17 protein-coding genes, 1 tRNA gene and 2 pseudogenes are annotated in these 26,388 nt (G+C 66.2%); 12 read left to right on the plus strand and 8 right to left on the minus strand.

Features of this window, described 5'->3' with window-relative positions:
* Positions 1–41: 41 nt before the first annotated feature.
* From KK483_RS35150 to KK483_RS35160, 3 genes are all read right to left on the minus strand, one after another.
* Positions 42–1,730 (minus strand): hypothetical protein, encoded by a 1,689-nt coding sequence (locus KK483_RS35150; protein WP_262009261.1) that lies wholly within the window; start codon positions 1,728–1,730, stop codon positions 42–44.
* A gap of 110 nt (positions 1,731–1,840) precedes the next feature.
* Complete coding sequence (locus tag KK483_RS35155; RefSeq protein WP_262009262.1) at positions 1,841–3,496, minus strand: hypothetical protein; 1,656 nt, start codon at positions 3,494–3,496, stop codon at positions 1,841–1,843.
* 808 nt (positions 3,497–4,304) lie between these two features.
* Positions 4,305–5,369 carry a M4 family metallopeptidase gene (locus KK483_RS35160; RefSeq protein WP_262009263.1) on the minus strand — a complete coding sequence of 355 codons (1,065 nt, stop codon included), beginning with the start codon at positions 5,367–5,369 and terminating at the stop codon, positions 4,305–4,307.
* A gap of 176 nt (positions 5,370–5,545) precedes the next feature.
* Here KK483_RS35160 and KK483_RS35630 point away from each other — a divergent pair.
* From KK483_RS35630 to KK483_RS35195, 7 genes and pseudogenes are all read left to right on the plus strand, one after another.
* A pseudogene (locus KK483_RS35630) lies at positions 5,546–5,740 on the plus strand (IS5/IS1182 family transposase); the annotation flags it as partial.
* A gap of 1,640 nt (positions 5,741–7,380) precedes the next feature.
* Positions 7,381–7,680 (plus strand): hypothetical protein, encoded by a 300-nt coding sequence (locus KK483_RS35170; protein ID WP_262009264.1) that lies wholly within the window; start codon positions 7,381–7,383, stop codon positions 7,678–7,680.
* 870 nt (positions 7,681–8,550) lie between these two features.
* Positions 8,551–9,177 (plus strand): annotated as a pseudogene (locus tag KK483_RS35175) (DNA helicase); the annotation flags it as partial.
* Between the two features lie 688 nt (positions 9,178–9,865).
* Positions 9,866–10,153, plus strand: a complete 288-nt coding sequence (locus tag KK483_RS35180; RefSeq protein ID WP_262009265.1) for a helix-turn-helix domain-containing protein — start codon at positions 9,866–9,868, stop codon at positions 10,151–10,153.
* Positions 10,150–11,823, plus strand: coding sequence for a helix-turn-helix transcriptional regulator (locus KK483_RS35185; RefSeq protein ID WP_262009266.1), 1,674 nt, complete (start codon positions 10,150–10,152; stop codon positions 11,821–11,823). Before KK483_RS35180 ends, KK483_RS35185 begins: the two co-directional genes overlap by 4 nt.
* Positions 11,712–12,284, plus strand: a complete 573-nt coding sequence (locus tag KK483_RS35190; protein ID WP_262009267.1) for a transcriptional regulator — start codon at positions 11,712–11,714, stop codon at positions 12,282–12,284. The genes KK483_RS35185 and KK483_RS35190 overlap by 112 nt, the downstream gene beginning before the upstream one ends.
* Positions 12,285–12,346: 62 nt before the next feature.
* A tRNA-Met gene (locus tag KK483_RS35195) sits at positions 12,347–12,420 on the plus strand.
* Positions 12,421–12,770: 350 nt separating this feature from the next.
* Here the strand turns inward: KK483_RS35195 and KK483_RS35200 are convergent.
* From KK483_RS35200 to KK483_RS35210, 3 genes are all read right to left on the minus strand, one after another.
* Positions 12,771–13,094 (minus strand): hypothetical protein, encoded by a 324-nt coding sequence (locus KK483_RS35200; protein ID WP_262009268.1) that lies wholly within the window; start codon positions 13,092–13,094, stop codon positions 12,771–12,773.
* An 11-nt stretch (positions 13,095–13,105) separates the two neighbouring features.
* Positions 13,106–13,276, minus strand: a complete 171-nt coding sequence (locus KK483_RS35635; protein ID WP_399015898.1) for a hypothetical protein — start codon at positions 13,274–13,276, stop codon at positions 13,106–13,108.
* 408 nt (positions 13,277–13,684) lie between these two features.
* Positions 13,685–15,568 (minus strand): Mu transposase C-terminal domain-containing protein, encoded by a 1,884-nt coding sequence (locus tag KK483_RS35210; protein WP_262009269.1) that lies wholly within the window; start codon positions 15,566–15,568, stop codon positions 13,685–13,687.
* Positions 15,569–15,786: 218 nt separating this feature from the next.
* Here KK483_RS35210 and KK483_RS35215 point away from each other — a divergent pair, with 218 nt between their 5' ends.
* The 3 genes from KK483_RS35215 to KK483_RS35225 all read left to right on the plus strand — a co-directional run bounded on the left by KK483_RS35215 (position 15,787) and on the right by KK483_RS35225 (position 23,087).
* Complete coding sequence (locus KK483_RS35215) at positions 15,787–15,954, plus strand: hypothetical protein (RefSeq protein WP_262009270.1); 168 nt, start codon at positions 15,787–15,789, stop codon at positions 15,952–15,954.
* Positions 15,955–16,158: 204 nt separating this feature from the next.
* Positions 16,159–17,454, plus strand: coding sequence for an acyltransferase domain-containing protein (locus KK483_RS35220; RefSeq protein ID WP_262009271.1), 1,296 nt, complete (start codon positions 16,159–16,161; stop codon positions 17,452–17,454).
* On the plus strand, positions 17,454–23,087 hold the full coding sequence (locus KK483_RS35225; protein ID WP_262009272.1) for an SDR family oxidoreductase: 5,634 nt from the start codon (positions 17,454–17,456) through the stop codon (positions 23,085–23,087). The genes KK483_RS35220 and KK483_RS35225 overlap by 1 nt, the downstream gene beginning before the upstream one ends.
* A 351-nt stretch (positions 23,088–23,438) precedes the next feature.
* Here KK483_RS35225 and KK483_RS35230 read toward each other — a convergent pair whose 3' ends face one another.
* Complete coding sequence (locus tag KK483_RS35230; protein WP_262009273.1) at positions 23,439–23,954, minus strand: hypothetical protein; 516 nt, start codon at positions 23,952–23,954, stop codon at positions 23,439–23,441.
* A gap of 40 nt (positions 23,955–23,994) precedes the next feature.
* Between KK483_RS35230 and KK483_RS35235 the strand changes: the two genes are divergently transcribed.
* The gene (locus KK483_RS35235; RefSeq protein WP_262009274.1) at positions 23,995–24,510 is read left to right on the plus strand and encodes a recombinase family protein; all 516 of its coding nucleotides are present in this window, start codon (positions 23,995–23,997) and stop codon (positions 24,508–24,510) included.
* 506 nt (positions 24,511–25,016) lie between these two features.
* Positions 25,017–25,541, plus strand: coding sequence for a hypothetical protein (locus KK483_RS35240; RefSeq protein ID WP_262009275.1), 525 nt, complete (start codon positions 25,017–25,019; stop codon positions 25,539–25,541).
* Here the strand turns inward: KK483_RS35240 and KK483_RS35245 are convergent, their stop codons facing one another.
* On the minus strand, positions 25,542–25,988 hold the full coding sequence (locus tag KK483_RS35245; RefSeq protein ID WP_262009276.1) for a hypothetical protein: 447 nt from the start codon (positions 25,986–25,988) through the stop codon (positions 25,542–25,544).
* Positions 25,989–26,388: the final 400 nt, after the last annotated feature.

The following is a 26,388-nucleotide window of genomic DNA, read 5'->3' on the forward strand; positions in this document are numbered from 1 at the left end:
CGTGGTGGGCTGCAACTGGTCCGGCATCTGCATCAACGGTTCTAGCGGTGCGGAGGCGGGGGGAGTCTCGGGTCACTGACTGAGGCGGTGAGGGAGGCTTTGAGGGTGGCTTTTCCCTTCCAGTTGTTCCAGGCATCATTGGGCGTGATGGTGACCTCGGTGTTGGGGGGCAGGCGCAGGCCGACCGGTGTGGTCTTGGCAGGGTTGGCGTACAACGGATACTGGGTGTTTCCGACTGAGATTGTTAATCCGGCATCCCCTCCCGTCGGGTCGTATCCGTCAATGGAACTGAAACCGACGAGGATGTGACGGTCGCCCTTTTCTGCTTTCTGGATGATGGTTTGAGTTCGTGTAGGCGTGTTGGTGTCCAATTTGCAGACGACGGGAGGCGTGTAGTCAGGTTTGTTGAGGTTGAGGGTTCCGTTCACCGTGACGTCATGGAACTTGACCGACTGGTTGGCTACGTCGATGACGGTTTCCATAACGTGGGACAAGCCATCCTCGGCGAAGGCCTCGAGAGCGTAAGCCGCCCTTTTTTCAAGAATCATCGTATCCTGGTTCTTAGCGCGTGCAGCTGGCGTTGGAGTAGTGTCATCTCCGGGTTTGTAGAGCGCGTACTCCTTGACATTGTCCGCAGACCAGACGAGCCTTCCACGCTGTCCGGCCTGAACCTGGGTGCGTTCGCTGCTGAAGTTGCCGAAGGAGAATCCCGCACCCATTTTTTGCACCGTCAGGCAAGTGTCAATACTGTACGTCAGTACATTTTTATTGCTCACCATTCTGTTCGTGAACTCGACTACGGCGAGCTCGGCGTATCCCGCGGTGCGGCTGATATTTACGCCAACTAGATCGATCTGGAGTGTGTCCCCGGGCTTCAGCGCTACCGTTTTTCCGGTTTTCACCGTAATCCCGATGATAGGCTTGAACTCCTTATTCTTGAGTTGGCCGTCGCGATCGTCCTCGGTGTAGGAGTTTTGGAGTTGGAAGTTGGTGCTGGGTAGAGTGGAACTTTTGTATACTGCAGTTTCGCAGAGAGACTTCTCGCCTGTGCCTACTAGCGCGTAGAGGGCGACGCGGACCACGGACACGGCGGCCGCCGTGCCATTTGTTATTTTGAGTCGGATATTGTTGGGCTTGCCCGCATAAATGGGCTGGGGATTGCCACCCTCTTTTTCCGGGATTCCTTGCAGGGAGTACGTCAGGAGCTTGGGCTCTACGGGTGGCCCCTTGGGCGCATTTGTGGCAGGCGCCACCGCCTGAGTGCCGGTGGACAGGAATGTTTTGTGCGGATCATTCGACAGCGGGACCTGTATGTGCCCTTCCCCGCTGTTCGGGAAGAGGTTGGCTGCGGCGTCGTGCTGCACGATGAAGGTGCCGGTACGGTCTGCCTGGCTGTCGGGAGGGCTGTAGACGTCAATACCCTTGAGGTCCACCTGGGCTAACTCGCCGGGAGCGAGCGTCCCCGTCGACTGGATATGGAAATAGGCGACAGGCTGGTTCTGAGTTCCTACGGTATTGGTGTCGTTTCCCTGTGTGACCGTGAATTCCTGTTGTGATCCCACCCCGGAGGTGACCTCACAGGTGAGACCGGCAGGAAACGTTCTTGAACCTGTTACAGGCTCTCTGGAGGCGTCGGGATTCATAATCAGTGGGAAAGCCTCGTTTCCCGGGTACGGTGTGGGGTCATACCCGTCAGGAAAGGTACCTTGATCACTCATATCAATCTCCACGTAGAGAGCTTCTTCGATAAAGCCGGATAGTCGCGTACGGATGATTCGGCGAGGGTGCGCAACGGTACAAAATCCGACCTGGGAAAGTTAAGACGATCCCAGTTTGCTTTTCAAGTAGCCTGAACAGTGAACGTGATTTCGCAGGGCTCGTAACCAGGGATCGTGGCTTTGAGAACATGATTTCCCACAGGCCAGCCGTTCGTCTCGGCATGCTTGAAACGCTGGTCCCATGAATTTTTGGCCACCGAGAATTCCCTCGGCTGCCCGTTGCAGGTGTCTTCAATTTGCACAGACGTTGCATTCGAATTTCCCGGTATGCTCCCCTCGAGTGTGAAGTACTGTCCGTGAATTGTGGCACCATTCTGCGGAGTCTGGATTTCAAGTCCACGTGGCCCCGTCACCGTGAAGGATATACTGTTCTCCTGATAGGGATTATTGGCAGTTGCGAAGATCTTGTGCTTCCCGATTTCCCATTCTTTGCTGGGGTAAGTCCAGGTGGTTATAGAACCCGTTGTGGTGGTATTTACGATAATCGGCTGCGAAGGCTTACCGTCTACGATGTCCGTGATGGTGACCGATTTGGTGCCGCTGAACGCCCCGCCATCCAGTGATACCTTCTCCGGTTCGAGCGACACTCCCTCCTGTGGGTGCGTGAACCGGAGTGGGTTGTCCCTGGCGGTCTCCATGATGAACGTGACCGTCGCCGGGTGCTCGGATTTCTGATTGCCGGCCTGGGCGAAAGCTGTAATGGAGTGTTCAATTCCAGTGTCGCTATATTTCCATCCCGGATCGAGGCGCCAGGTATAAGAATCGCTGTTGCTGGCGGGTTCGAGGACAGCGTCTATTTCTCCCGTGGACTGCTGAGGGTCGATGATGAAAACTCGGTCGCACGGGCTGTTGACATCCCCTTGGAGCTGGGGAAGATTGTACGGAGTATAGTGACCGGTTTGCAGCACACTCGGATCCGGATGTGAAATGGTGATCGCGCCAGGCGGCAGCTCTCGGACCTCGAATGTGCGCTGAACAGGATCTGATGATTTTTCCGGGTTCTTGGCCCTTGCGGTAATGGTGTAACGTCGATTCGCTACCCACCCGCCTTCGGGCGGGTCTGCGGTCCAGGTGCCGTACACCGGATCGTCTTTTCGGACGGTCAGTGAACTTCCGCCTTGTACTACGATTTCGATGTTCTTGACGATTCCTCCATAACCGCCCGTAAGCCGACTCTTTGGGCTGAGCGTCATGTCGTCCTTCCAGGGAACGTTCACTGTGATCGAAGGTTCCGCGGAACTTCCCGTGAATTTCCTGCCGGAGGCGGCCGACTCTTTGTTGTCCAATTTTGCAATCGCGGTCACCGTGTAATTCGTGCCCACGACCCAGCCATCCTCGGCCCAGCCATCACCAACTTTGGGCGTATAGTGCCAGCGCATCCTCGTAGGATCCTGCTTGACAGGCTCCACCGTGGCGTCGACGGTAACCGTCTTCGGTTGACCTTTTCCGTCGTCGGCCGTGATGGTAAGTCGGACGTTGTCGCCAGGCAGCGAATTCGGGGAGAAATAGCCTTCCACCGGTGTATCACTGTTCAGCGTGTCTACGTGATCCGGTGGTGTTGTGAAAATAGGGGTTCCAGGTGCGCCCACAGTGCGATAGGCGAGCCCGATGTAGCTATCGAGTTTCCGCGGCTCATTGCTGACATTCTGGATCAGTACCTGCATGTTCCCTTTCTTGCCCGGCGCAAGCGGAACAAGTGGGTCGGCCTTGAATCGCATGGCCCAGTTCTTATTGTGATAGCGCATGGGGGTGTTATCTGGCATCTGGAATCGTGCCTTTCATGTGTAAATTGACTGAGGGATGCTGTGGCTGGACTCACCGATTTCCAACCGCATAAGCCAGCACGGAAAGCAGGGAAACAGTCGAGAAGGTGTCCGCTGTAACCGTCGGGTGACTGAAGAAGCAACAGGCCCGCAGACCTCTGTTGTGGTGGCCGCCGCGGTAGGTGCGGTCCGTAAGGACGAGGATCTGCCGGGGCAGGCAGGCTTGGATCACACCGTGAGCCGGGCCGGCTGTCAGATCGTGGGTGCGTCTGGGCGGGGCTCTCGAATACTGGATCGCGGCGCCGTCCAGTTTGAGGAACTTGTTGGGTCGTGGCCCTGGAGTGCATCCAGGAGATTGGGCGCCTGCTCAGGCGCCAGGTCCACGGTCTCGCTCATGTACCGGCCGGCCGTCGCCGTGGGCACCGCGAATCCTGCGCCGACCTGGGCGAGTTTTTGTTCTTGCGTAGATGCACCAGTGCCAGCAGGGCTCGCTGGAAGCAGCCGAGCATGCGCCAGTGGGAGCTCAGCTCACGCCTTCGAGCACAGATGGGCCACGAGACGTGCTCCACCACCTCGTGGGGGGCTTCGAGCATGGCAGGATGCGGGACCAACAGGGCGTCTGTGTGGGCGAGTTGGTGAGTAGGATCACCAACGAAGGGATCAGGATCCCTGCTGGGCCGCAGATGTATCAGGGCTGCCGCAGCAGTGCCTACTCGACTTCCAGGGCTGTGGCACATTACGCCACAGCCCTGGTACACCTGTTTTACGCGATGGTGATGCGTACGTTCTGCCATGCATCGAGTACGGCTTGGACTTCTTCTCCGTCGCCGTAGAGAGTTCGCGCTGTGGCTGCCGTCAGCTGTGCGAAGTCGGTGAAGCCGGCACCGGGGGCCAGCGCACTGCTGGTGAGGGTGGTGTACCAGATCATTCCGGCGCGTTCCCAGGCGTGGCCGCCGAGGGTCGTGGCCAGATGGTAGAAGGCATGGTTGGGGATACCGGAGTTGATGTGCACGCCGCCGTTGTCACGGGAGGTCTGCACATAGTCGTCCATGACGGCGGGTTGGGGGTCCTTGCCGAGCTGCGGGTCGTCGTAGGCGGTGCCCGGGGCGGCCAGGGAGCGCAGGCCTTTGCCGGCCACCGCTGGGGTGAACAGGCCCGAGCCGATCAGCCAGTCGGCCTGGTCTGCGGTCTGCCCGAGAGCGTACTGCTTGACCAGGGAGCCGAAGACGTCCGAGACGGACTCGTTGAGAGCCCCCGGCTGGCCGAAGTACTTCAGATTCGCCGTGTACTGGGTCACCCCGTGGGCCAGTTCGTGGCCGACGATGTCCAGTGGGATGGTGAAGTCGCGGAAGTGACCGCCGTCGCCGTCTCCGAAGACCATCTGCTCGCCGTCCCAGAAGGCGTTGTTGTACTTCTCGCCGTAGCGGACAGTCGCGTTCAGCGGCAGCCCGGCGCCATCGATGGAGCGGCGGCCGTAGACCTTGGAGTACAGGTCGAAGGTGGCGGTGAGCCCGGCGTGAGCACGTACGGCAGTGTCGTCCGCCAGGACTCCAGCCGTCCCGATGTGTATCTCCACCCCTGGGGCTCTCCTCTGGTGCGCCGCATCGTAGACCGTGCAGCGTGGAGTGCCGGAGACCTCGCTGGCCGGCATGGCCGTCGGCCCGCACACGGTGGCGATCTGACGCCGGGTGCGGTGTACGGCATCGTGCTCGAGAGTGCGCCGCGCTCGCGCGGTGACCACGGGATCCTCGCTCTCGAGGAGTCGCTCGAGTATGTGGGGAGGAATAACTGCACAGACAGGAGCAACGGGGTGCATGACAGCGTTCATGGATCACATGGCCTTTCCCATGCCGACGATTGCCTTCCGGCCGGCTCTGGCTTGCAGTTGGGCATCGGTCGCCGCTGCACCTGCTGGAAGCTGTGTCAGGTCTCCGCCTGGACGAGGCCCTTCGGGAACGGTGGGCTGCAGACATACCGCTCGTGCAGGTGAAGGCATGAGCGGATCTGATTGCAAGCGATCTGTCGGATGTCCGCCAGGAGCTGCTGGAACCCACGTCTGACAGCCTGGCGCGATCGCCCAGGGCAATGGCCTGGACGTTGAACGCCGTCCTCGGCGCGACCTGCGGTTCGGATCATGGATCCCTGCATACCGACCGGACCGGAATCCCGTGGCGTCGCCTCCCGCACGACGCCGCCCCAGGGAGCCCGCCCACGGGGCCGTGGTCCAGCCGGCCCCTCCCAACCTCGGTTTGAGGAGCTGAGGTGGGAGGAGTTGAGGTGGAGAGCGGGGCTTGTCCGCCGGGCGCGGATGCGGGTGGGAGACGTCGACGGCACGCTGATGGGCGCCGGTTACTCCCGGCAGCCGCGGTAGGGGCATCCTCAGCGTGCCGTCGTCGCTTGGCAGTCCTTGCCGGCCCGGCAGCGCACACCGGCTGAGGCCAGAAGCCGATGATTGCCGTGGTGCGGGCCGCGCGGATGCCGTGGTGAGGGCCGGCGGCGCGGGCGAGGCCCAAGACGTTCGTGATCCCCGACGGACGCTGCTGCCCATCGGCCGTATTGCTGCCGACCGCCCGTACTGCTCCGGAAAACAGAAGAAGCACAGCTCGCGGCCAGGTCCGGCGTCGGAATCGCTATCACGAGTTTCACCACCCCCGCCCGCAGCGCGCGGTCGGCCAATCTGGATAGGGCCTGCTCTCTGATCTCTGAGGAGACCTCAGCGAGCTTCTTGAGAGCGGGCTGATGAGGTGACGGCGGGGCGTGACAGATGAGGCTCCTCGGGTGTTGAGCGAGGTATTCGGCGTCTCAGCCTTCAGCCAAGTGGGCACGTGGCCTGCCACACGCGCTGCTCGAGCAGGCCACCCGTGCTGCTTGTCACCTGTGAGGGAGATCGCCGCAGGATTCCGGATCGAGAAGCGACCGCCCCTGCCTATGCACACCGCGTGGTTTCGCTCCTCGCGGCCGAGGCCCCCTCGCCCTTGCCCGCGCCCTGCGCCGTCAAGCCGAGCCGGAGTACGTTCTGGTCGGACGGGGACGAGAGGCGAACTGCTTTCGTACTCGCCCGCGCCGCCGGCCCGACGGTGGATACCGCCGCTGCCCGCATCCACTGGACCATCACCGCGTGTGAACGCTTGAGGATCCCGGCCCTGGCGGACAAAGCGCAGGAAGGGGCAGCGGGACCTGCCGCATGCCGTCCACACAGCAGTGCGGCAGCGAGCTGAGCCCCCCGCCAGACCGCCGCCGATCCGTCCGGAACCCCCAGGGGGTCTCGCCACGCCATCCGGAGTCTTCTATGCCCTCCGGCAGGGCGCATCCTCTTTGGGGGAGCAATTTCGCGGGGGACATGACCTGCTGTGCCAAGACCCCGGAGTGAAAGTTTCACCCCCGAGTCATCGGCTGGTACAACCCCGTGGATGTACGGAGTTGGCACCGTGAATCTAATGTCTTGATTTAATGTGACATGCTGGCTTCTTTGTGTCAAGCGAGGCATGAGCGGGCGACTGTCCAAGTCCGCTGCACGTAACAGGAGTTCACCTCGCTCATCGAACGGCATGCGGGCTGGTGGAGGGCGCTGGGGACGTGGCGTTGCGGCGCCTGTCTGATGAGGGCTCAACCCTCCGGCGGGGACATGCGGAGACGTGTGGGACGTGCAGTACCGCACTCCAGCAGTTCGGCGCGCAGCCCATTACCTGGCTGGAGGACACCCAACTGAGCCGGCTCGCCGTACATGTGGACCGGACGGCGGAGAAGGCCACGGGTTCCGTCTTCCTGCACGGTGCCGCCGGCTTCGGGCCGCTTCGGGTCGGCCTGGTGGTGCCGTCGCCCTGGACACCACCGCCAAAGTGCGGGCCACGATCACCGTCGGCCTGGCAACCGCTGCCGGTGACCGGACGATGGTCTTCAGCCTGGTGGCCGACGGCAGTAAATTCAAGGGAACCTGGGTGGCAGAGCCACCGATTGGGCCTCGCGATCTCGGCCAGATCCTGTCCGCTGGATCCCTCCCGGCCGGACTGGACGAGGTGCTGTCTTTGATGCCTTTCCGCATCCAGTCGGTCACGCTCACTGTCGACCCGGCCGGCGGGGCAAAAAGCCTGGTGGCCAGAACGGAAGGCAACAGCTCGTTCGCTGCCGTACTCGTCTGATTTCGCGTCAGGTTCACGTAAACGGTAAGAAACTGGTGATCGTATGCCTATCATGAAGATCTATCTCGGCGCAGTCCCCAAGGTCAAGTCGCAGGACAAGAATATCAGTGTGGACCGAGGGAAGAAGGAGCTCGCGGATAATGGCTTCCTGTGGACCAAGGTAAAGGAGGCTTTCGCTAGATCAGGGGATGAGACGGCAATCCTTTCGGTAGGAGCGCTCCGGAGTGCCCAGGTCAACGCGATGCTCGCCGCTATGGGTAACCGACAGAAGTGCAGGAACCTTGCCTTCTGCGCCGTCGGCAGCACCAACCCGACCTCTGACTACGACATCACTGTCGACGGGCAGTCCGACATGGAGGCCATGAGGGAATTCAACCAGGACTTCGTGGTCTGGATCAAACAACTCGCCACGGATATGAAGAAGACCGCATACCCTTATGAGTCGGGAATGGTATTCGACATCAATCTCTATGTGGCCGGCTATCTCCCAGTCGCGGAGAATGTCAGGGGCAAGGCCGTGCAGTTCGCCTCTCTGCTGCAGAAGTTCAGCGGATCCGAGCAGAACGCGGCAAAGTCGGCCCGAATAGCCAAGGCGGGTCAGAATTTATCAAAAGCCGTGGCGGCCGAGAGAGGCGAAGGGAAAATCCTGTGGGAGGGGGTGACGGAGGAGGACTTCGAGAAGAACCTGGAACCGGATGTGCTGAAACTCGGCGAGGAGCGGCAGGACATCTACACACTCACCAAACTGCGAAAATACTGCACCGCTCAAGAATGGGTGGAATTCAAGGAGGAACTACATAAGGTAGTGAGTGGAAGTGAGGACTGGAGCGTCACGGAACGCCGCCTGAAATTCGCCGAAAAAATCGTAGCCGAGTATGTGGCGGAAACACTGAAGCGCTGCAACTCGGCCCCGTCACCCGGCCCGACGCGGTCCTGTGCCGTACCAACGTCGGCGCCATGGCCCAGGTCATGGAGCTGCTGTCCGGCGGACACCGGGTCGCGCTGGCCGGGGGAGGAGACAGCCTGCGCGCTCTGGCCCTGGCAGCCCGCGACCTCAAAGAAGGACGCCGCACCACCCACCCCGAACTGGTGCTGTTCACCACCTGGGGCGATCTGCAGGACTACGCCGCCTACGACCCCGCCGGCCGCGATCTGCAACCCCTGCTCGACCTGGTCGACACCCACGGCGCGGACGCCATCCTGGCCGCGGTGACCCATCTCGCGCCCGAAGGCCAGGCCGAGGTAACCGTCTCCACCGCGCACAAGGCCAAAGGCCGGGAATGGGCACAGGTGAAGATTGCCGACGACTTCGCCCCACCCTCCGACGGGCCGCCGGACGACACGGAGCAGGGAACCGTCCGCCGGATCGACGGCAAGGAGGCCTGCTTGGCCTACGTAGCCGTCACCCGTACCCGGCACCGCCTCGACATCGGCGGCCTGTCCTGGATCAACGAGCATCCGCAAGGAACATCGGCCGGTCCTCAGCCACCGCGGTGATGCCCAGGGCGGGTTCCGGGCATTTGGAGCGTCCGCTGGGAAGGTGGAGGGGGAGCAGCGGTACGGATCGCAAGGGGCGGGCGGCTGCCCCTGTAGGCGACGGCGCAGGCGAGAAGCCCTCAACGGCCGCCCGCTGTCCACAGACGGCCCCCGGCAGGCTTCTTGAGCTATGGATATCAGCTCGCCGGGCATCGCCCGGAACAACAAGAAGACGCCGCGCTGCGAACGCCACGACGCCCTCCTCCGGCCGGAGGAGCGGACGGAGTTCGCGGCCCGGTTCGCGGCCGGCCACCGGGCGCAGATGGCGTTCCTCCTGGCCAACTACGCTGGCAACGCCTCCGTGGTCGCGGCGGTCTTGGGCACTGGAGTGCGTACGGTGCGCCGCCACTGCCGAGGGCGGCCGCCACCGCCCGGGCTCCGGCTGCGCCGGGCCCTGCGCCGCCGTGTCGTGGACCTCGTGTGCCCCCGGTGCTTGTCCGATCGTGCGGTGGAAGAGGCGCGCCAGGCCAATCGGGAAGCCCGGCGCGCGGCCCGACGGATTCCAGCGTGATCGGGGCGGCCTGAATCGCTGACACCCGCGTGCCCGAGAACCTTCAGCTCCCTCAGAACACTGAAAGCTTTCCTGCATTAATGATAGTGAAAAGCTGACTTGGATGCGAAAGTTGCATGGCCCAGGTAAGATGGCGGCATGGGATTGCGCTTGGAGGAGTCGCTGCGGCTGACGGTGGCCACGTTGATGCAGGTAACGGGTGAATCGCAGCGGTCGGTCGCGGGGGTGCTGGGACTGACGCAGACGCAGGTGTCGCGCAGGCAGTCGGGCGCCATCTCCTGGAGCCTGCGCGACGTCGACGTCCTGGCCGAGCATTACGGCATCGGCGCGCTGGACCTACTGGCGGGTCCGACCAGAGCATGCGAGGCTCTGCCCGCTGACAGGCGCCGTTCCGTCCGGACCGAAGCGAGGGGGACGGGCCGGTGAGCGACTTCGACGCGATCGACTCGCTGCTTGACGCCGTAGGCCCGGAGGCCGAACTACCGCCCTGCCACGTGCGCCGCGAGCTGCGAGAGCGGGCTCGGTTGTCCAAGGCGCAGGTGGCACGCGCGCTCGGCGTGAGCCCGTCTACCCTCAGCGGATGGGAAAGCGGCCGGGACCCGGCCGGCGAGATCCGTAGCAAATACGCCTACCTGCTGGACGGACTGAACGCCAAGCTCGCCACCGGGTCCGAGATCGAGGCGGCGCCGGCTGCGGAGCAGCCTGTCACGTCAGGCACGGCCGCGACTGTCACCCCCTTGTCTTCGCCCGACCTCGGCCAGGACGAAGACGGGTACGACGTAGACCTGCTCGTCGTACCCGAGCCGTGTGTGCTGTGCGGCCTTCCGGCCGGACAACGCGTGGCGGGGTTCGCTCAGCACCTGGCCCCGGCCGACTGCCGGCCCACCGCCGCCAAAGCCCCCGCTGCCCCGCCAGCCGAACAGCCCACCGCGCACACCCCGAAAGCGCCGCTGCGCACGACACGTCCGGCGCGTGCGACGGAGCGTTCCAAGGGCCCGGCCCGCCACGCGCTCCAGGAGCCGTCCGGCCCGGTCGACCTGATCCGCGAGGCCGTGCAGGGCGCGCTCGCCGAGCACCGGGGCGACGTCGATGCAGCCACGGCGGCGCTGTTGAAGCGGGCCATCCCGGACGCGATGCGACTGCTGGACGAGACCCGCAAGGGTGCCCGCTACGACCTGATCGCGCATCCCTGGATCCCCGACATCCTCAAGAAGCAGACCGCGCGCGGCGCCGACCAGATCTGGGAAGCCCGTCCCAAGTGGACCCGTCACGAACTCCCGCCCGGCCGACACGAGGTGACCGCGCTCGACATCAACGGCGCCTACCTCTCAGCCCTCAAGACGCACCTCCCCCTGGGCCAGCTCGAGCACTCCACCGGCCTGGCCCACGACCGCCGCCGCTCCGGAGTCCACCTGATCACCCCGCCCGAGTGGGAGCACGAGGCGGTGCTGCCCAACCCGATCGGCCAGAGGGACGAGCCCGGTCCCCTGTGGGTCACCGAGCCGACGCTCCGCCTCCTGCTGCGCCTGTCCGGCCCCAAGCACCAGCTGTGCGCGCCTCCTCAGATCCACGAGTCGTACACCTCCGGGGCCACGGAGAACCTGCTGGAGAAGTTCCGCATCGCGTTGAAGGACGCCCGCGACACGGCGGTCGAGCAGGGCGATACGGTGACGCTTCAGTACGTGAAGGCGATGTACTCGAAGTTCGTCTCCACGATGGGGGAGTCGAACTACAACCGGGAGCTCTACCGTCCGGATTGGATGCACCTCATCCGCAGCCAGGCCTTCGCCAACCTCTGGCTCAAGGCACTCAAGGCCCATGACGAGGGCCTGGCCGTCGTCCGGGCGATGGGCACCGACGAACTCCACGTCATCGGTGACTGGCGCCGTGTCTTCGCCGAAGGCCGCGGTGTTACCGAGGTCAAGGTCAAGGACACGTACACCGCCGGAAGCGACGCCGCTGAGCACGCGGGCGAGGGGGAGCAGTGCCGGAGAAGAACATCGACTTCGGAAGGTTCGGCGCCCGGGGCATCAAGGGCAGCGACGCCGTTGCGCGCAAGCTCGACGAACTCGCGGGCGGCATCGCCACGCCCGTGACCGCCAAGCGCGGCTGGATGGCGCGCCTGCACTACCTGACGAAGTCGACCCAGACCCTGAAGGCCGCGCAGGATGCCGGACTCACCGTGACCCATCGGACGCTGAAGGCCTGGTTGGAGGGCAAACGTCGCCCCTCCAAGACCAACCTGGAACGCATCGACCAGGCATACCGGACGGTGCGCCGTCACAACGTCGCCCGCCACCTCCTCAGGCGCCTCAACCGCGACGGACGTGGCACCCGGGTGGAGATCCACCCGCTCAACCAGTCCCAGGTGCCGCAGCCGCTGCAGCGTGTGGTGGAGTACCGGACGATGAACGTGCGCCGCTGGGACCGCATCGTCGGCTCCTGGGCGGCCGGCGACCGTCAGAGCCTCGACGCCGCGTGGCAGGACACGATCGTCGACCTCGGCTCGCAGTGGGGCCAGTACGAGTACGTCACCAACGTCGGCTTCGCCGCATAGAGCCCTGCGCCGGACGGTGGTCTTCGGCGCCTGCTGGGATGGCGTACGGTGGGGGATACCGACGCGGGGTGGAGCAGCTCGGTAGCTCGCTGGGCTCATAACCCAGAGGTCGCAGGTTCAAATCCTGTCCCCGCTACTGCCGAGGAGGCCCGGATCTACACGATCCGGGCCTCCTCGCGTTCCCGGCACGAGCCCACGTCTGACTCCTGCCCGGCAGGAGGCCCGGCCGCCCTTGCTGCCTGCCCGAGGTGATCGATCTCCGGCCGTTCTCGCTGGACGCTCTGCGGCGAACAGTCGTCGGTGACGGTGCGCGGATCGCAGTGTGTGACCTTCCGCGCTTGATGGCGCCGTTTTAGCGGCGCTTTGTGGCGTCCTTCACCTGGGTCGGTCCTGCTTGAGTGAGGGCTGGGTACGTACACGCACAACGCCGTCGCGCCCCGGGCTTCCGGGCGGTGCGACGGCGTTGCGGCTGGTCGGGGTGTTGATCTACATGATGCCGATGACGAGGTTCTCGCGGGCGGCTTCGACGACCTCTTTGGTGACGGTGGTCATCTGGTTGATTTCCAGGATGCGTTCGATCTGGTCGACGAGGCGTGTGGTGAGGCGGAAGTTGCTGTTGGTGATGCGGGTGATGGCGGCGATGGCTTCGGTGGTGGCGTAGTCGTCGCTGTTGCCCAGGTTCAGGTGGGGCCAGTGGCGGGCGAGGACGAAGGCCTGTTCGTCGACGGACAGGGGTTTGTAGTGGTGGACGAAGCCGACGCGGGAGTAGAGCTGGGGGTAGCGGGCGAGGCGCTTTTCGATGCCGGGCATGCCGATGAGGATCAGTCCGATGCCGGTGCGGTCGTGGTGGTCGCGGAGCTGTTCGAGTGCGGCGGTTTGAGGCGGTCGGCCTCGTCGACGATGAGGAGCTCGGCGTGCTCTGCGGTGCGGGGCGGGCCGGTGGAGACGGTGGACAGGGTGGGGTCGCTGGTGGTTCGGCCGGTCTGCAGCATGAGTTCGACGGTCCAGCCGAGCCGGTCGCACAGGTAGGAGATCTCTTTGTCGAGGTTGCTGGGGGTGCTGTGGACTTTGGGGGTGTACAGGACGGCGCGGGCCGCGAGGACGTCGCCGATGCCGGTGTCTCCGGCCTGGGAGCCGGTGGCGCGGGTTCCGGCGAGGTGGGGTGCGAGCTGGTCCCATTTGGCGTAGGCGCGGGCGGATTCGGTCTTGCCGACGCCGGGGGGCGCCGAAGCACAGGCCGACGTAGCGTTTGCGGCGTACCGCGTCGGCGAACTCCAGGAACCTGCGGTTGTTCCTTGGTGTGCGTGATCGGGACGATGCCGGGGGGACTGCGAGCGGCCCGGGGCCCGGGGCTCGGGGCGGCGGGCGGGCGGTCGCTTGTGGCGTGCTGTTGGCCGTCGTCACCGGTCGCCTCCGGTTCGGCGGGAGCGTTCTTCGCGGTCGGCTCTTCGGGGGTGGCCGCCAACTCGTCGGGCCGGACCGGGCTTTCGTCTGGATGGCTCACGCGGGTGTGTCTGTCCAGGAGCCGGCGGGCTCACTCGTTGACATAGCGTTTGAGCCTTGAGGAGTGAACCTGGGCCGTTTCGGTTTCGGTGGGCTCGGTGGGTACATCCTGCCCGCGGGCGGCCCGCTGGGCCGGTGCGGTCGCGGTCGGCCACGGGGCGGGCAGGGGGCTCGCTGTGGACGGCCAGGAGCTTGTCGACGACGGCCGTGCGGCTTTTGAGTGTGCCGCGCAGCTGCTTGCGGCGGGCGTTGCGGGCGGCGGTGATCTCTTTGAGGCTCACGGCGTCGGTGGCGAGGTCGGGGCAGATCGCGCGGCACAGGAACTTCTCGCCGTCCAGGGTGCGCAGGTAGACGCGGATTTCGGTGATGTCGCGGGGGTCGTAGCGGATGGTGGTCTGCTCGCCGACGTAGTCGGCCAGGACGGGGTCGATGAAGCGCAGGGACTCGAAGCGGATGCCGTCGGTGTGGATCTTGCGGGGTTTCGCGACGGTCGTCAGGAGCAGGTCGAGCTGTTCGAGGCTCTCGGGCATGCGGGGGATGAACGCGTCGGCTTCCCAACGCTCTTGGGGTGGCTGGCGGGTCTCTGCGTGGGGGCGCTGGTTGTAGACCTCGCGGATGAACCGGCCGATCGCCGCGTCGAGTTCCGGCAGGGTCAGTTTTGCCTGCCCGGCCCGGTCGGGGGTGCCGCGGGGTGCGTGGCCGGGCAGGTGGGGCAGGCACATGTGGGTGACGGTGCCGATCAGGCGCTCGATCTTGCCGTGGCCGTGGGGCTGTCCCTTCTTCGCGAACACCGGGCGTACCCGCAGGTCTGCCATGACCTGTTCGAGGTGGGTGGAGGTGAAGTCGGCGCCGTGGTCGAGGTGGAAGACGGTCGGGATGCCGCAGACGTGCCAGTCCGGCTCACTCTTGCGCCAGATCGCATGCCGAAACGCGAGCGCCGTGGACAGCGCCGAGAGGGCTTCCAGGCTGACGGCGTAGCCGGCGACCGCGCGGGAGTGGTCGTCCTCGATCACGGTCAGCCACGGGCGGGCGGGTTTCCCGGAGGCGTCGAGGACCCACAGGTCCAGCTGGGTGTGATCGGCCTGCCAGATCTCGTTGGGCGCTTTCGCCTCGCGCCGGTACACCAGGTCGTAGACCTCCCGGTAGCGCTTGGCCCCCTCGTGCGCGAGGACCATGAGGGCCGGGTCCAGGACGGAGACGATCTCGTGCACGGTCCGGTATCCGGGGGCCGGCCAGCCTTGCTGGGCCGCGACGCTGACGGCCTGGCGGTGGATCACCGCGATGGCCGGCCTCGGCTCTTTGAGCGCTAGGGCGTGTTGCGAAAGTCCCGTCTGCGCGGCGGCGTCTGGCACGCACGCTCGCGGCGTTGTCGGTCGTCGGCGCAGCCCGCTGCGCTCTCCTTCCTCCGCCTTGCGATCGCACGCACCAGACGCCGCCGCGCCCGCCCTACGGGCGGACGACGCTACTTTCGCAACACGCCCTAGGCCCTCGATGAACGCGACCAGCTCGGCGGGGTGCTTGCGCCGCCCCTTGTCCCGGCGCACCGGGCGGGCCAGAGCGGCAAGGCCGCCCTGTCGGTAGGCGGCGAGCCAGCGCTGCAGCGTCCGGTACGGCACGCCCGCACGGGTCGCGGCCGCCTTCAAGGTGACCTGGTCGTGCAGATGCGGGACCAGGGCCCGGTACCGCTCCAGCGCCTCCCGCTCGGCCTCGGGCGACGCTGAGTCGGCACTCGTTGGCGCGGATGGCGGATCGGGAACGGCGTCAGCGGGTACGGCGCTCATCCCCCTCATGCTGCCCACATGGGCGGTGGCTATGGCGGCGCCCCGGTGGGGCGGTATGTGCGCAGGGCCGGGATGGGCATGTTCGTGGGCTGGACTGTGACGACGACGCGGTTGTCGTCAAGGGGGCTGCGAGGACTTGGTACGGGTCCGCCGGAACCGCCTGCCGGTACGGCAGGGTGCCGGGCCGACGGAGCAGTCCGACGATCAGCCAGGAGAGGGTGAGCACCACCGAGACCGTGGCGCCGTGCACCGCGATCATCCGGCTCGTACGGCTGGGCCCGCAGGACGAGTGCGTCATGGCTGATGCCGCATTGCCCGCCGCGCTGCTGTGGGCACCTCGCCGGGGCACCGGCTCTGCTGGAGACCGGGAAACAGGCCGGGCATGAGCGCTTCACAAAAGCACAAGCGTTCAACGCGTTCACGCAGTTCGGTGCACCGGCCGGTACCCCGGCGCATGAGGGGCTGATTTGCTGGGTGAGGCTGGGGCTTTCCGTTTCCGCAGTGTCATACGGACGTACGACGAGTGAGCCCAGCTGCGTGCCGCGGGCTGGGCCGACTAGATCCTCTCCCCACTGCATACGGAGCAAGTCATGAACACATCTACGGCAGTGCTGTTCCCCGGCCAGGGCGCCTATCGCCCTGGTGCTCTTCACGCGGTGCATGCGAGCTTCCCGGCTGCCGCCGCGGTTCTCGAAGAAGTCTCCGCAGCAGCGGACGGAAAACTGGACCGTCTGCTCGGCGAGGGCCCCGGTCCGGCCCTGGACGAACTGGTGGATCTGGAGCCGGGGCTGCTGCAACTGGCCATCTTCGCCACATCCGTGGGCCTGTGGGCGGCGCACCAGGAGAGCCTGCCCGACGGCGCCGTGCTGATGGGGCACAGCCTTGGGGAGATCGCGGCGCTGACGTGCGCAGGCGGCTTCTCCGTTACGGATGGCACACGCATCGTCCTGGCCCGCAACCGCGCTCTGGAGAGCCTGGAGGGGCGCCGTGGAGGAATGGCCGCGATCGGTCTGGACGCGGAACGTGCGGCGGCGCTGCTGCGTCTGGCGGATGAGCCGTCATTGACGGTGGCCTGCGTCAACACCCCGGACCAGAGTGTGGTCGCGGGAGCTGCCGCGGCTCTGGCGCACCTGGCGGGGCTGGCAGAGAAACTTGGTGTGCCGTATACGCGGCTGAAATCGCCGTTCGCTTTCCACAGCCCGCTGATGGCACGGGCGGTGCAGTCCTACCGCGAGAACATCGTCGGCATCCGGCAGCGCCCGCTGCTGCGCAAGGTGTACTCGCCGCTGCTGGGGCGGCACGTGATGGACAGCGACGATCTGCTGACGGTCCTCACCCGGCAGTTCCTGGAGCCGGTTCAGCTGCTGTCTGCCGTGCAGGACCTGTTCGCCCGAGGAGCCCGGACCTTCCTGGAGTGCGGGGCGGGGGAGGCCACCGTGGGCCTGGTGCGGCGGTCCGTCGCAGGCGTCCAGACCCATGGTTGGGACATCCCGGCGCCGGCCGGCAAACTTGCATCCACCACCGAGGCGCCCGCGGTGGCCGAGGCCACGGGAGCCGCATCTGCGGTGCACGCGCCGCGAGAGCCTGCAGCGGCCAAGGGTCCGGTATCGGTCACCGCGGTTCAGGAAAGCGTGGAGGAGATCACAGCGACGCTGCGGGTCCTGTATGCCGAGGTACTGGGCTATCCGCCGGAGGTGTTCGAGGAGGGGGCCGATCTGGAAGCCGAGTTGGGCATTGATTCCCTCAAGCAGACCCAGCTGCTAGTCCAGGTCGCCGACCGGTTCCGACTTGCCCAGGCGCAGGACATGCGCACCGTGAACTTCCCGACATTGGAGAAGATCGCCGAGGAAGTGCGGCGGCGCCAGGCCGGGCGGGAGGACGCGTAATGAGCCGGTGGCCGGAACTCCAGGGACGGACGGTACTGATCACCGGCGGCGGGCGGGGGGTGGGCAAGGCTCTCAGCCGTGCGTTCGCCCAGGCCGGGGCAACCGTGTTCGTCAACTACTTCCATTCCAGGGACGAGGCGCAAGCCACCGTCGATGAGCTCCGCCACGCAGGGGCCCAGGTCCATCTGGTGCGCGGATCGGTCACCAAACCGATTCACGTCGGGAAGGTTCTCGACGAGGTCCAAGACCGTGCCGGAGCCCTCGATGTCCTGGTAAACAACGCCGCCTTCGGCCGCCTGCGGCCCACTGCCGAGCTGTCCGAGCGGGACTGGCGCCGCACCTGGGAGGTGTGTGTCCAGGCCAGTGTGGACGTCTCGCTTCAGGCGGCCGGGTACTTCAGGTCCGACGGGGATGCGGCGATCGTCAACATGTCGTCGATCGGCGCCGGCATGGTGATGGGCAATTACGCGACCGTCGGGATCAGCAAGGCTGCCGTGGAGGCTGCCACCCGGTATCTCGCGGTCGAGCTCGCCCCCAAGGGCATCCGGGTCAACTGTGCCTCCTGCGGAATCATCGAGAGCCCTGTGCTCGAGCTCTTCCCCGATCACGAGGAACTGCGCCAGGTGGTGACATCCGCGACCCCGCTGGGCCGCATCCCCTCTCCACAGGAGTACGCCGACCTGGTGCTGTTCCTGGCCTCCGAACGATCGAGCTGGATCACCGGCCAGACTGTGCTGGCCGACGGCGGCCTGTCCCTGGGCGCGACGCTGCTCGCTCCGCCCGCCTACCAGCACCCCAAGCCCCTGCCCCGCACCAGCGGCCGGGCCTCCCTGCCGTCTGTCGTCGGCATCAAGGCACCATGCGAGCCGATCGCCTCACCTTTGGACGCAGGGGAAGGCATCGCCATCGTCGGCATCGGCGCGGTGGCCCCGGACGCGAAGGACACCGAGGCCCTGTGGGAACTGCTCACCTGCGGGGACCCCGTCTTCAAACCGCCCGGACAGCGCTGGCAACAGGACGGCTACTACTCGCCCAACCCCGACGCCCCCGACAAGTCCTACACACCGGTACTCGGTTTCACCAGCACCGACGTCCACGACTCCACCCGTGAGGAGGACTACACGACACGCTGGCTGCGGGAGGCGCTCACCGAGGCGTGGAAGACCACCACATCCAGCCCAGAGGACAAGGTGGGCCTGTACGTCGGCGCCACTGCGGACGGCAGCCAGCACCTGGAGGAGTCGTTTCTGGCCGCCGCAGTACAAGCGCACTGGGAGGGTCGGCCTGGGGCGGATTCGCTGACCCGCAGCCTCCTGCACCATCTGCCGCACGTACTGGAACACCCCGAGCAGGGGTTGCCGCACGCCAGCGCCTGGGCCGCCGCGGCATCTGTTCTGCCGCAGTCCACCGAGACCCTCACGGTGGATACGGCCTGCAGTTCCTCTCTCTACGCCATCGACATCGGCATGCGCCGACTGAGGGCCGGAACCTGTGACATCGCCGTGTGCGGCGGCATGTTCGCCGTCACACCCAGCACAAACACTCTCTTCGCCAAACTGAAGGGCTTCAGCCCCACCGGTGCGGTCCGCTCCTTCGACGCCACGGCCGACGGCACGCTCTTCTCCGACGGCGCTGGGGTCGTTGTCCTCAAGACATTGGAAAAGGCGCGGCAGGACGGCGACGACATCCTCGGGGTCCTCACCGGAACGGGTACCTCGAGCGATGGCCGGGGCAAGGCCATCTACGCGCCCAACGGCCGGGGCCAGATCATGGCCGTCCAGCGTGCCTACCAGTCCGGTCCCGCACCGGCAGACGTGCAGTGGATCATTGCCCACGGCACGGGCACCGCGGCCGGGGACGCTGTCGAGACCGACACCATCAGTGCAGCGTTCAGCTCGAATACCATGGCTCTCACCTCGAACAAGTCCCTGATCGGGCACACCGGCTGGGCAGCCGGCGTCCTCTCGGTGATCCACGCGGTCCTGGCCCTGCGTCACGATCAGATCCCCGGCCAACGGCCCTACCCCCGGCCCGCGGAAGGTGTCATCCCTGCCTCGTTCACCATCCCCCGGGCCGCCCTGCCGTGGAACGGTTCCGCCGACACGCCCCGTGTTGCCGCGGTCAATTCCTTCGGCTTCGGCGGAACGAACGCCCACACGGTCATTTCGGAACACCACCCCCGTCAGGTGCCTCACCCGCGCAAGACTCTGAACGATCCGGTTGTCATCGTGGGCTGGCACGCGACGCTGCCCGGCAACCCCTCCCCCGGCGCCATCAAAGGGTGGCTGTCCGGCGACAGCCTGAACCCGCCTCCGGCGCACTTCAGCAGGATCCCCCCTGTTCCATTGCGGATGCTCAGGCTGCCTCCGGCTGTGCACCAGGCCCTGGACCCGGCGCAGCGCCTGGCGCTGCTCGCGGTCGATGGACTGTTCGACCGGCTCGGCGAGTTCTGGCAGCAGTACAAGGACACCGCTGGGGTCTTCTGCGGCCACACCGGACTGACCACCCACGCCTGCCACTACACGCTCCGCACCGCTCTGGACGACCTCGACAACAGCGTTGTCACTCCGCTGGAGCCCGGCCTGCCAGCCGTGCGGACCACCTTCGAAGACCTCGCCGCGCAGGCGCGGCACGCAGTGGGGCCTGCGACGGAGGACTCCTACCCGGGCGGGATGCCTAACCTCCTTCCCGCCCGCGTGGCGGCCGCACTCGACTTCCATGGCCTGGTCCTGGCCACGGACACCGGCACCGCCTCGGGACTCGACGCCCTTGCGCTGGCCCGCGACTACCTGAGCACAGGAAGTCTCGACTTCGCCCTCGCCCTGGCCGTCAACGGCAACGTGCTCCCGGCTTGGCAGCAGATGGCCGGCGCCGCCATCGGGCGGCGGGACAAGCAACTCGCCCAGGGCGCGACCTGCTTCGCCCTCACCCGCAAGAGCCTTGCAGACCGAGCAGGACTCCCAACCCTGGCAACTCTTCCGGCCTCTCAGGGCATCGCCGAGACCCGCACCGGTACACCCTCCTGCCAGGCGCTGGAGCACCGCAGCTACCTGGGCGCGGACTCGGCACTCACAGTTCTGGCTCACCTGGTCAACGGCGAGAACGGCGACATCAGTTGGAACGACCCCACTACCGAACGGACGGCCGGCCTCGCCGTCCGGACTGGCCGTCTGGAACCGGCCAGCCGCTTCCGTGTGGACTACCAGCCCGTTCCTGCCGAACCCGCCGCGCACGCCACGGAGGCTCTGCCACCGGAGTGCGTCATTCTCACCAACGCCCCCGAGGAACTGGCGAAGATGCGGCTACCGGAGCACACCGCGGTATTGTCCGTGACCCCCACCAGCACCCCCAACGTGCGGTACCTGCCCCACCCGGTGCCGCAGGACGTACGCGCCGCGCTCGGCGCACTCGGGTGGAACCCCCGGCACGTGAGGGTCGTTGCCCGTGCCGGCCGCGACCTCGACGGACAAGAGCGGCTCCTCGCACTGCACGACCTCACCTTCCTGGTGGTCCAGGACCTGTTCGAGGAACTGGCGCATACGAGCACCGCCATCGTGCTCTACGACGCAGTCGCCCACGATCTCCCCGTGGAGACAACGGGTCTGTTCACCGGCCTCACCAAGAGCCTGGTCTGCGACCTACCGCACAGCGACGTGCTCTGTCTGCTCACCCAGACCCGGTCTGCCGAAGCAGCCCTGGGCGAGCTGGGGAGCGAACTCGGGCTCCGCCGCGCCACCCCCGTGGTCCTGCACCGCTCACACGGGCAGCGCCTGGAGCCGCGGGCAGTCCCGGCGAGCCTCCCGTCCGTCCCACCGTCCCTGCCGTTGAAGGACACCAGTGTCATCGTGGCCGTCGGTGGATCCCGCGGTATCACCGCCGAGATCCTAAGGCGCCTGGCCAGCGCTGCCGGGCCCCGCATCTGGGTCCTGGGCAGCAGCGACCTCGGCGAAGCCTCCGCCCTGCCGCCCGAGACCGACCGCGCCGCGTTCATCCGGCAGGCCCGCACGGCCAGCCCTCCGATGTCTGTTCCGGCTGCCGGGAAGGAGTACGAGCGCTTGTCTGCCCTGCGCGACAGCCACAACACCCTGCACGACCTGGCTGAGCACTGCGGAACCGGCCGCGTTACATACTTCCGCTGCGACGTCCGCGACCCGGCCGCGGTCGATGCCGCCGTCGCCCGCATCCTCGCCGCTGACCAGCACATCGACCTCCTGCTATTCGCGGCAGGAGCCAACCGTCCAGGCGAGACCCCCCGCAAGGAAGTCAGCGACTTCCGGCTCGTGCGCGACATCAAGGCCTGCGGGCACGCCAATCTCATGAAGGCCCTTGCCCACCATCAGCCCGGGCGTTGGGTCAACTTCGGTTCGATCGCCGGCTTCGCCGGCCAACCAGGCGAACTGGACTACGCCGCCGGAAACGACTACCTCGCCACCGCCGCAGCACAGGCCCACGCCGCGGGACTCGATCACTACACCATCGGCTGGCCCGTCTGGAAAGAAGCAGGACTCGCATCCGATCCCATCATGCAGCGCCAACTCGCGAGCCTCGGGCTCGGCTCCATCACCAACAGCGACGGCATCCGCCTCTTTGAACGTGAACTCGCCGAACCGGCACACCCCCCCTATACGGTCCTGCTCACCGACAGCGACCTCGCACTCGCCAACGTCCGCTTCCCCGCACTATGCGCGACCACCGGGCCCTCGCCGGGCACGGAGCCAAAGACCAGCACCGCTCCGCTTCTCGGCCCCAGTCGGCCAAGCACTGAGGGCATAACCCGCTTCGACTGCCGCATCGACACCTCCACGGACCGCTACCTCAACGATCATCTCGTCGACAACCGGCCCACCGTGCCCGGCACGTTCCTCGTCGAAATGGCAGTCGAAGCAGCATCCGTCCTGCACCCCCGCATGACGCCCAGCAAGGTGCTCAACGGAACGTTCGCCCGCTTCCTGCGCACACACCCTCGCACGGGCATCACCGAATTCCACATCACCGCCAGCACCCGTTCCACAGGACGGGAAGAACACGTCGCCATCACCATCGCCACGGATGTCCGCACCGCCAGCGGACTCCTGGTCCAGCCTGATCAAACCCACGCCACCTGCACGGTTGTGATGGCCAATCAGCCCCTCCATCCGACACCAGACCTCCGGCCGACCCCGCCGACCCGCGGAGCAGTCCCGGACCCCTACTACCTCACCAACGGTGCCATCGTCCTCGAAGGCCCCTTCGTGACCACCTCTCACAGCGCGTTTACAGGCACCCTGGCCTACGCCCAATTCGCCCCGCCCCCGCACCTGGGCGACGCCCCGTTCCTCGCCTTCCGTACACCAGCTCTACTGCTCGACGGACTCGCACGAACCTCCGTACTCCACACCCGCACCAAAGAAGCCGTGTCGGTCTTCGCACTCAAGGGTTTCGATGAAATCACCCTGCACGTGCCCGGATCCGACGAGCACGTCAACACCACAGCAACCGGCCCCATCCACCTCTACAGCATCAAAGAAGAGGGCTCGCCCGAAGACACCGCCGAAGCGACATTCCACTGCCTCGCTCTTGACGCAGCACAGTCTCCAGTCATCGAGATCACAGGACTACAGGGATACCTCAAGGGCGCCGCACACCTCCCCTGACAGATCCCAGTGCTTCAGGCAAAGCCAAGGTTGAGCAGGAACGAGGCAACCGGCATGGCAGACGGCACCACAGGCAGTTCAGCCACCACGCGCTTCATACCACTCCCGCCCGGAACAGCACCCGCCGCTCCCAGACCCGCATCCCGCATCCCGGATGACACCGGGACAGACCTCAACGAAATCGCCTTCATGCCGGCCCTGCATCTATGGGCTACTCCGGCACGGCGACGCACAGCAGGGAGACCCTCCTTCGTCAGACGCTGGTCGTGATCATCGTGATCCCGGCGCCACCGAACCCGCAGCGATGCGCCGCGCATCGCTGCGGGTTCGGTGGGACAGCGGGACACAGCATCATTCTCGTAAATGGCCAAACGAGAAGCCGCCTCCCCGATCTCTCCGCATGTCCGGATTGTCAGGGCTCCGGGTTCTCAAATGGGTTCTTGGAATGGCTTCTTGAAACGACGTCATGTCGATAGCTTCTGCCGTGTGAATGACGAGGAGTTCGACGCCGCGGCCGCCATCGAGCGGCACCTGTGTCCGACGTGCGACGTGCCCGCCGGGTCGGCCTGCCGCACCAACGCCGGGAAGACCGCGGTGAAATACCACACCCGCCGCCTCCAGCTCGTGCCCCAAGTCGCCGAGGAACTCCACGTCCTCACCCCGCCCGACCGCGGCCCCGGCCGGCGCTGGCAGCTCCGACCCGAACCCGACGCCCCGGAGGGCGCGGAACCTGCGCCCCTCGCGGCCGGGATCACGGCCATTCGGATCGGCTACGCCCGCTGCTCGACGGCCACCCAGGAACTCCACTCTCAGCTCGACGCGTTGACGCCGGGCCTGCTTCCAGGTGTTCCACGAGAAGGTCTCCACCCGCGTCAAGGTCTGACCCGAGTACGAGAAAGCCGTCGCGATGGCCCGCCGCTTCAAGGAACTCCACCCCGACGTCCAGGTGATCCTCACCGTGCACGAGTTCCGCCGCCTGGGCCGCGGCACCGACCTGCTCGTCACCGTCGAGGAGCTGCGCAAGGCTGGCATTGCCCTGGAGTTCCTCACCGGCCCGATCACCGGCCAGTACGACCCGGGCGACCGGCACGGGCAGGGCGCCATCCTCTTCGGCGTGCTCGCCGCGCTGTCCGGCGCGGAGCGCACCTACACGCGTGAACGCACCCTGGAAGGGCAGGAGTTTGCCCGCAAGCGCGGACGCACTGGCGGCCGCCCGCCGTCGCTGGACCCGGGGCAGATCGAGTACGCCCTCGCCCTGTGTGCCAAGGGCACCCCGATGAAGGAGATCCAGCAGAAGACGTTCATCGCCCGGGGTAAACACAAGGGGAAGAACCCCAGCCTGCCCACGCTGTACCGGGCCCTGGCCGAAGCGGCGAACAACGACGTGATGATGACGCCTTCCCGCGGCACCGAGAGCACCTGAGTCAACCCGAGGACGCCGCCACAAAGCGCCGCCAAATCGGCGCCATCAAGCGGGGAAGATCACACGCAGTGGCTGGCGTCTGCGCACAGTGCAGGGTTGCCATGTGCGCGGTCCGCGCTGAGATCTCGCAGCAGGTCCTGGTCTGCACAAAGCCGGTCTGCGTATAACCGTCACCGAGCCGCCGTGCCGTGCGGTTCCTGCGCCGTGGTCCACCTGGCCACGCGGCATGCCGCCCGCAGGCCTGGTGTCCGGGGAACAGCGGTAGTTCTACCGTGCGATCGGCGACATAGCACTGTGGCAGGGATTGGGCGCGTTTTTGGAACGTTTGGACGAGGCGGCCGTGCCCCATCGGGTGGGATAGTCGCGGCCGCCGGGTGCGGCTGAAGTCGGATGAGGCACGGTGAACGGCATGGTGACCTTGGCCAGCCCGTCGGTGGGCACATCGGTACGCGCAGCCTCCGCGGCCCTGCTGGATCCGGCCCGCGCTGTCTGTCTCGCTCCATCTGATGGGCAGCCAGACGCTGCTGTTCTACCGGCTTGACGAGGAAGAATGCGCACGCCGCGCCCGCGTCTTAGCGGCCCGTCTGGACAGTCTTGATACGCTGCAGACGCTTCTGGAGCTGCCCGTCGACGAGCCCGTCGCACTGGCGTCGCTGCCCGCACGGCTGCGTTCGGCGGTACGCCGGCTTCCGGCCGGGGCCGCCGACGTCGATCGCCGAGAGGTCACCCGTCGCGCGGTGCGGCCGCTCACCATTGATCTCGCCGTGGTGCGGGCAAGCGCCGCGGGCTGGCGCGGAGGACTCGAGCAAGCCGGCCGTTTCGCCCCCTTCTGCCGGCGCGCCCTGCTGCTGGACAGCGCTCCACCGGCGGCTGAGGAGAAGCTGATGGAAGCCGCCTTCTACGGCATCGGTGTCCTGGTGGCCGACGGCGAGAGCGTGGACCTGATGCTGGAACCCCGGCCTTACACCCCGCGCCGCCATACCCCCGCGGCGTGGTGCTTCACCGAGGAGTTCCACCACCGCATCGGCTAGTTACGGCTCACCGCGCTCCACGCCCGCCACCGGGCGTGCCGTGGAGGGGGCCTGCGGGCCGACGGGGGCCTGCGCCCACTGCAGCAACTGCGGGGGTACCTTGAAGGCGCTGAACCCGGGATGGTCGAGTTCAGCGTTGAGCACCGGGTAGCGTTCCACCGCCCGTCGGCAGCGCTGCTGCCACCACGCGGGCCGCCCGGCCGGCTCGACGACGTCCATGCTGCGCAGCCACTCCATCAGCACCGCCGCGTTGTGGGCGGCCGCCGGCACCTGCCAGTGATTGCTGACGAAGGTGTCCAGCACCAGTCCGTTGCAGGCCGCGCACCGGCACACCGGCGGCAGGCCCGCGGCGAACCTTTTCGCCAGCGTCTCGCCGAGGAAGAAGTCCATCAGCTCCGGCAGCAGCACGGAGGGCGAGAGGTCCGCACCAAGCTGAACGCTGATCAACTCCCCTCAGAGCAAGAAGAGTTGGTGTCCGCTGCCCTTGCCGAGCACGGCATCGATCTGGTCCGTGCTCCCGGGACCATCGGGCCATCAAACGGCTGATGTTTGGCCGCTGAGCTCAGTGCAACAGCAGACACGTTTCGCGCGCTCCCGGGTCCCATCTCCGGTGAGCGGGGGAGTGGCAGAACTCGAATACTCCAAAGTTTTGGAGACAAGGAAGCAGCGGCACACAGGATTGACACGGCTAGACGTTCTAGTCATAACTGACGATCCGTCACCAAGCACCCAGTCGGGTAGAGCGACGACCGCCACCCCTGCTGCTAGCCGAATTAACCTGCACCCCAGTCATGTTGGACCTGAAAAGCAAAGGCAAGTCGGGGAGGAGGCACGATCGCGGAGCGAT

Origin of the sequence: Streptomyces sp. FIT100 (assembly GCF_024584805.1) — a bacterium.
In the GTDB taxonomy this organism is placed as follows: Bacteria; Actinomycetota; Actinomycetes; order Streptomycetales; family Streptomycetaceae; genus Streptomyces.

Excerpts from the sequence above, each read along its gene's own strand:
- KK483_RS35155 (WP_262009262.1), bottom strand. The coding sequence starts at position 3,496 with ATGCGATTCAAGGCCGACCCACTTGTTCCGCTTGCGCCGGGCAAGAAA.
- KK483_RS35160 (WP_262009263.1), bottom strand. The coding sequence starts at position 5,369 with ATGAACGCTGTCATGCACCCCGTTGCTCCTGTCTGTGCAGTTATTCCT.
- KK483_RS35180 (WP_262009265.1), top strand. The coding sequence starts at position 9,866 with ATGGGATTGCGCTTGGAGGAGTCGCTGCGGCTGACGGTGGCCACGTTG.
- KK483_RS35200 (WP_262009268.1), bottom strand. The coding sequence starts at position 13,094 with ATGCCCGGCATCGAAAAGCGCCTCGCCCGCTACCCCCAGCTCTACTCC.
- KK483_RS35635 (WP_399015898.1), bottom strand. The coding sequence starts at position 13,276 with ATGCTGCAGACCGGCCGAACCACCAGCGACCCCACCCTGTCCACCGTC.
- KK483_RS35210 (WP_262009269.1), bottom strand. The coding sequence starts at position 15,568 with ATGAGCGCCGTACCCGCTGACGCCGTTCCCGATCCGCCATCCGCGCCA.
- KK483_RS35220 (WP_262009271.1), top strand. The coding sequence starts at position 16,159 with ATGAACACATCTACGGCAGTGCTGTTCCCCGGCCAGGGCGCCTATCGC.
- KK483_RS35225 (WP_262009272.1), top strand. The coding sequence starts at position 17,454 with ATGAGCCGGTGGCCGGAACTCCAGGGACGGACGGTACTGATCACCGGC.
- KK483_RS35235 (WP_262009274.1), top strand. The coding sequence starts at position 23,995 with ATGGCCCGCCGCTTCAAGGAACTCCACCCCGACGTCCAGGTGATCCTC.
- KK483_RS35240 (WP_262009275.1), top strand. The coding sequence starts at position 25,017 with ATGGGCAGCCAGACGCTGCTGTTCTACCGGCTTGACGAGGAAGAATGC.